Raw genomic sequence first — 6,289 nt, 5'->3', positions numbered from 1 at the left:
CATTCCCATACCGCTGTTCATTCCCATACCGCTGTTCATTCCCATACCGCTGTTCATTCCCATACCGCCACCGAGCCCGCCACCCACGCCAACACTCATGCCGCCGCCGAGGCCACCTCCCACGCCAACACTCATGCCGCCGCCGAGGCCCCCTCCCACGCCGCCACCAAATCCGCCTCCCATGCCGCCGCCAAGTCCACCTCCCACGCCGCCACCAAATCCGCCTCCCATGCCGCCGCCAAATCCGCCTCCCATGCCGCCGTAACCAGGCACCCCGCCGTATCCGGGCATTCCGGGCCTTGCCATGTTCATATTGGCTTGATTAGCCATTTGTTGTGAGGCTAAATTTTGTTGCATATTCATTTTTTGTCCGTCAAGTGCAAATTTCTCTGCAGAAGCGGCTTGGGCAGTCGTGGCTCCTGTTGTCAAAGCTGTAGTTGCAACTCCAGCATCAGCTGTCGTTTTTGTGTTCATCACACTTCCAATTGTTCCCAATAAAGATGATGCTACGTCACCGCCTGATGTGGTCGAGGGAGAAACTTGTGCTGCAGGAGGGGGAGAAGAATATGAAGAAGGTGGGGGAGCACCAGCTCCCGGAAAACCTCCCGGTTGAGTTGGGTTGCCATAAGCATCTAATCCACCCATTCCAAAACCGCCCATTGAGGGGTCACCCATACCCATTCCCGAGCTGCTCATTGATGGATCTCCCATACCCATTCCGGACCCACCCATACTGGGATCATAACCGCCCATACTAGAATCGTAACTTCCCATACCGGAGGCGTAGGAACTATCATCATATATGCCTTGTGCCATTGTGAAATCCATCGTACAGAAGAACGATAGAATCATTACAATAAGCAGCTTGAAGAAATTGAGATTATCACGCATACGCATATATCCTACCAAAATCTAAATATATATAAATTTTTATTTAATAATATAGTATGATTAATTAATATTTCGTGAAGTTTTTGAAATTTTATTGATTTTTTTATTTAATGAAAATTATAATTAATTTGAAAAATTATCTAATATTTGAATATATACAAATATTATTTAATAATTATTAACTTTTATTTACTTGACAAAAATACAAGAAATTCCTATGTAACTAATCAAGGAGCATTGAGTTTAAAATCTTAGAGGACAATAAATGAACAGAATTATTTTAACTATATTAATTTTAACTTCTTTAGTTACAAGCCCATCACCTGCAGCAGAGACAATTAGCAAACAGAGAGATGAGACACAAAGCGTCATTGAAGGTTATACTCAAAAATTAGTCGAAGTTTATCAACATATAAATTCTAACTGGAACTATCCTGAAAAAAATACAACAACAGTCCAAGTCAGCCCTTCCTGGGACGTATTGAACGTTAATACATCAAATGGGTGGACCTCAATGGCTCGGTAGAATCCTCTAAAGCAAGAAAAATTCTCTCTAGCTTTAAATGAAATTACCTCATCAAAACTCATCATGGAATGCTCAAATGCAGCAAGAAGTGCTCGTTTAGCTCTGCTTGGCCTTATTCTTGGTGACAATGCACTTATGACAAAGTTATCTCAAGTTACAGAACAATTGAAAGTTAAAGGTCTAAATACTGAATTTAATGTAGTAAGTCAGCTGTCCTGGTCTTTTTATTCTAAAGTTTCTTCCCTGAAAGAGGGAGAGTTTTATGCTATTGCCTTTACCAATATACCTCAATACAACCAATTGAAATGTAGCTTTGACGCAAATCACAATGTCATCCGGCTTGCCAATGGTTTATTTATAGGATTCGCACCTGACTTTTTTACAGAACCACGAACTGAAAAGGAATTGTTAACATACCTCTACTCTAAATTTACTGAAAAGAAAGATCTCATTCCAGGTAAAGAGAAAGAACATGAGGAATTTTGTCGCGAACTTTCTTTTGAAACTTTTGTAAAACAAAGACAAGCGCATCAATTAAAACTAGGATATTTTGCCTTCTCCTTAGATGAGGCTGTGAAGTACAGTAAGGAAACAAATGAAAAATTGTTGAAAGCTAAAGATGAGCATAATCTCTAAATAAGTATTATGAATACAGATTGGAATCGTTAGAAATTGTTAATCTTGACAAAAAGCCCATCGTATTGAATTAGGCTGGTTACTTTTAATATGTCCTAGCAAGAGGATGGCTTGTGTCTCTCCATAAGGTTCTATAAGTATTTCTTCAACTTTAGAAGCCAAAAGACGCCACATATGACCCTCTTGGCTAGGAATTGCTTTGCCACTATTGGGTAACCGAAGCATAACACCGCGTTTCCCGGAAGAAAGGGATGCTTCAATATTTTTAGCTAGAACGAATCTTATCCCATATACCGCTTCACAAGGGACTTCTATCGTATCCTCTCCTCGTAAGTTTGGTTGGTTACCCCCTAAACAAAGTTGACGGCGATGAGAAAATGAATGCCCATCAGATCCTGCATAACGAACATCCACAAGAGTATGGCCTTTTTGGTTTATACGGTGCAGTTGAATGGATTTTGAATCCATAGGATCGGGAATTTGAAAATGCTTCCCCTCATTTGTTTGAAGAACTAAGTCTCCTTTAAGAATGATACGATCTCGCCCCATGCTCCATTCAAAATTTAAGGAACCAGTGTTTTCTTCTGATAATGAATCTTGAAAACTGTCTATTTTTGTGCCGACATTCAATAGGATCAAGCTACTTTTATTAACACACCTCTCAAAACCCAAATTTAAAGCTCGTTCTGGGGGACGACCTCGAACATCAGCAAGAGAGAGAACCATATCAATAACTGGGGGTGAGACTTGAGATGGACTTCCAAAAGTTGCCAATCTCCCATCCCCATGCCTGAAGAGTCTAACAATGGGAGCCATTTGATTAATTAGTGTTTGTAAAGAGGAGGGAATTTCATAATGAATAAGACGAAGCATAGCTCGAATATCAATAAGATCACGTAAAACAATGAGATGTGTTTGTGGATTTCTACTTTTGTGACCTCCATCTGAGAATATTTGTGCCTGAAGTTCTTTTTCAAGCTGTGGCAATAGAGTTGCCAAACGGTAACTTTCGCCTGGGAAAGCAATCGCAGCATAAACCATCCCCTTCAAAGCAAAAATACGTTCCAGAGGTTGTGAAGTTTCTGACCAACAGTAGTTCAAATGACGCACTTGACGAGCAATTTCTCGAAAAAATAAACTACGAAAACTTTCATCGGCACTCGAGCAAAAAAAGTCATATAAAGCAATCCAATTGGCAACACGATGTCCTGTTATCCCTGCCTGCCAGGGAAGAAGTTGCCAATCTTGATTTCGATCAATCCAATTTGTAATAAGCTGTCGAGCTAAGCGACGGGCAAAATTATCACCCATGGCCCGTAAATCTCGTAACCAAGAAAATTGGTGAAGTTCATTTAGAACGAGAGAATTTGCAGTGTCAGGCATCCACAAATCTGTCATCGGAATCACTTGACTGCCAAATAGAAACTTTCCATCAAGCAACATCCGCCCAGCAGAAACATCCCCTGGCCAAGGATCTGTCGGCATTACAGTCAAATGTTTTGGAGTTGGTCCTCCCATAAGGGTAAATCTATACAAAGCACTATTGCGCCAGGCTTGTCGAAAGAATCGTGTGACTTTAGTCGAAAAAGACATCAGAGTCATCTAGGGCCCCTCAAGGCGGAAATCGCAGCCGCATACGAGTTATCATGAGGATCTTTCGCACCAAAAACTGCTGTTCCAGACACCAGAATATCAATCCCGGCCTCAATAGCTAAGGAAGCGTTGTGAGCCTGAATTCCTCCATCAATTTCTAAAAGAATTGGTAATTTTTGTTCATCGATGATTTTGCGCAAAATTCTGACCTTTTCTAAAGTATAGGGAATAAATTCTTGCCCCCCGTAGCCAGGATTTACAGACATAATTAAAATTAAATCAATTGCAGGTAATATGGATAAGATTGCTTCTATAGGTGTAGAAGGATTTAACGCCACCCCAGCTTTTACCCCATGAGAGCGAATCATTTGTAATGTACGATGCAAATGCGGCCCTGCTTCCGGATGGACTGTAAGAATATTTGCGCCTGCTTTGGCAAAAGATTCTATATGGGTATCTACGGGGCTTATCATTAAATGAACATCAATGGGTAATGTTGTCAAAGGACGCAATGCCCTTACCATTTGTGCACCTGCTGTAATGACTGGAACAAAATGTCCATCCATTACGTCAACATGTATCCAGTCTGCCCCTCCTTTTTCAGCGGATTTTACTTCTTGACCTAGTTGGGCCCAGTCCGCAGATAAAATCGACGGCGCAATATGGATTCGTCTCATAATTGTCTTTCTACGGTAGAAGTGGATCTTTGAATTCACTATAATGGTAGCACAAGAGAAAACCAATTGTTAACCTTTCCTCTATCTTAAACGACGTCATTATAGAAATTTTTTTTAACACAATCAGAAGAGTTTGGAATCTCCGCAAACAACTTTAGGATGCTGCCCATACTTACCAAAAAACAGAGTGAGCCTACGGAATTTTAAAAAATTTAAAATTTGCTATTTGAATAAAAAAAGGGAAGTCCCGAAAGACCCCCTTTTTCTAAATTTAAGACGATTGGTGTGGATTAATAATCCATACCACCCATACCGCCCATGCCACCCATACCACCTGGCATACCGCCGCCACCGGCAGGGGCCTTCGGTTCAGGTTTATCAGCAATCATGGCTTCTGTTGTAATGAGCAAGCTGGCAACAGATGCCGCGTCTTGCAATGCTGTGCGAACAACTTTCGTTGGGTCGATAATGCCGAACTTTAGCATGTCGCCGTAACGATCGCTTTGAGCATCATAGCCATGGGTTGGATTATTTGCATCCATGAGCTTCCCAACAACGATCGATCCATCAGCGCCCGCATTCAGTGCAATTTGGCGACAAGGAATGGACAACGCATTGCGAACGATACGTATTCCAACTTCTTGATCATTGTTAATAGGCTTCAAACCATCTAACGCTTTTTGCGCATAAAGAAGTGCTACACCACCCCCAGGCACTATACCTTCTTGGATAGCTGCACGGGTTGCATGCATCGCATCTTCTACGCGATCTTTACGCTCTTTAACTTCAATTTCTGTTGCACCACCCACACGAATAACAGCGATACCACCAGACAATTTTGCCAGACGTTCCTGCAACTTTTCACGATCGTAGTCTGAAGTCGTTTCCTCAACTTGAGCCCGAATTTGGGAACAACGATCTTGAATATCTTTCTTGTCGCCAGCGCCATCAACAACTGTTGTGTCATCTTTAGTAATAGTTACTTTTTTTGCTGTTCCCAACATGGAGATATCAACATTCTCGAGTTTAAGACCGAGATCGTCAGATATAACTTGAGCACCTGTCAAAATGGCAATATCTTCTAACATAGATTTACGACGATCACCAAAACCGGGGGCTTTAACAGCCGCAACTTTTAAGCCACCGCGTAATTTGTTAACCACAAGGGTAGCCAATGCTTCGCCTTCAACATCTTCCGCAATAATCAATAGCGGGCGACCTGATTGCACAACCGTTTCTAATACGGGAAGCATCGCTTGCAAACCGGATAGTTTCTTTTCGTGAATAAGAATGAATGGATTTTCTAATTCACACAACATTTTCTCTGCGTTTGTAATGAAATAGGGAGAAATATATCCCCGATCAAATTGCATTCCCTCAACAACATCTAATTCTGTTTGTAGGGACTTTGCTTCTTCAATGGTGATTACACCTTCTTTACCAACTTTTTCAACGGCTTTTGCAAGCATTTGACCTATTTCAACTTCACCATTAGCAGAAATTGTACCCACTTGAGCAATTTCTTCATTAGTTGAAACGGCTTTAGATTGAGATTTAATGTTCGCAATAACACTTTCAACAGCCATATCAATACCACGACGCAAATCCATCGGGTTCATACCAGCTGCAACGGCCTTTACACCTTCACGAACAATGGCTTGAGCCAAAACAGTTGCTGTTGTGGTTCCATCACCGGCCAAGTCAGATGTCTTGGTAGCAACTTCGCGCAACATTTGTGCCCCCATGTTTTCAAAACGATCGGAAAGTTCAATTTCCTTCGCAACAGAAACACCGTCTTTTGTAATGCGCGGAGCGCCAAAGGACTTTTCAATAACAACATTCCGTCCTTTTGGACCCAATGTTACTTTAACGGCATCAGCCAAAATATCAACACCTCGAAGCATACGTTCGCGGGCATCAGCAGAAAAACGGACTTCTTTAGCAGCCATGATTCTATTTCCTTCTC

General features: G+C 41.7%; 5 protein-coding genes and 1 pseudogene. 2 read left to right on the top strand and 4 right to left on the bottom strand.

Features of this window, described 5'->3' with window-relative positions; genetic code table 11:
• Positions 1-279: pseudogene (locus FJX03_06125) on the bottom strand (hypothetical protein).
• 877 nt (positions 280-1,156) lie between these two features.
• Between FJX03_06125 and FJX03_06120 the strand changes: the two are divergent.
• Positions 1,157-1,417, top strand: a complete 261-nt coding sequence (locus FJX03_06120) for a hypothetical protein (protein MBM3633261.1) — start codon at positions 1,157-1,159, stop codon at positions 1,415-1,417.
• A gap of 135 nt (positions 1,418-1,552) precedes the next feature.
• Positions 1,553-2,053 (top strand): hypothetical protein, encoded by a 501-nt coding sequence (locus FJX03_06115; protein MBM3633260.1) that lies wholly within the window; start codon positions 1,553-1,555, stop codon positions 2,051-2,053.
• Between the two features lie 39 nt (positions 2,054-2,092).
• On the opposite strand, the gene FJX03_06110 is transcribed toward FJX03_06115, so the two are convergent.
• From FJX03_06110 to groL, 3 genes are all read right to left on the bottom strand, one after another.
• Positions 2,093-3,655, bottom strand: coding sequence for a hypothetical protein (locus FJX03_06110; GenBank protein ID MBM3633259.1), 1,563 nt, complete (start codon positions 3,653-3,655; stop codon positions 2,093-2,095).
• Positions 3,652-4,323: a ribulose-phosphate 3-epimerase gene (locus FJX03_06105; protein ID MBM3633258.1), complete on the bottom strand. Its 672-nt coding sequence runs from the start codon at positions 4,321-4,323 to the stop codon at positions 3,652-3,654. Before FJX03_06105 ends, FJX03_06110 begins: the two co-directional genes overlap by 4 nt.
• A 290-nt stretch (positions 4,324-4,613) precedes the next feature.
• Entirely contained in the window at positions 4,614-6,272 is a 1,659-nt protein-coding gene (gene groL, locus FJX03_06100; GenBank protein ID MBM3633257.1) for a chaperonin GroEL, read from the bottom strand.
• Positions 6,273-6,289: the final 17 nt, after the last annotated feature.

It is taken from the genome of Alphaproteobacteria bacterium (assembly GCA_016870095.1).
GTDB lineage: Bacteria > Pseudomonadota > Alphaproteobacteria > Paracaedibacterales > VGCI01 > VGCI01.
Note: the sequence above shows the minus strand (reverse complement) of the source record. Positions and strands in the feature narration are given on the sequence as shown.

Excerpts from the sequence above, each read along its gene's own strand:
- groL (MBM3633257.1), bottom strand. The coding sequence starts at position 6,272 with ATGGCTGCTAAAGAAGTCCGTTTTTCTGCTGATGCCCGCGAACGTATG.
- FJX03_06105 (MBM3633258.1), bottom strand. The coding sequence starts at position 4,323 with ATGAGACGAATCCATATTGCGCCGTCGATTTTATCTGCGGACTGGGCC.
- FJX03_06115 (MBM3633260.1), top strand. The coding sequence starts at position 1,553 with ATGACAAAGTTATCTCAAGTTACAGAACAATTGAAAGTTAAAGGTCTA.
- FJX03_06110 (MBM3633259.1), bottom strand. The coding sequence starts at position 3,655 with ATGACTCTGATGTCTTTTTCGACTAAAGTCACACGATTCTTTCGACAA.
- FJX03_06120 (MBM3633261.1), top strand. The coding sequence starts at position 1,157 with ATGAACAGAATTATTTTAACTATATTAATTTTAACTTCTTTAGTTACA.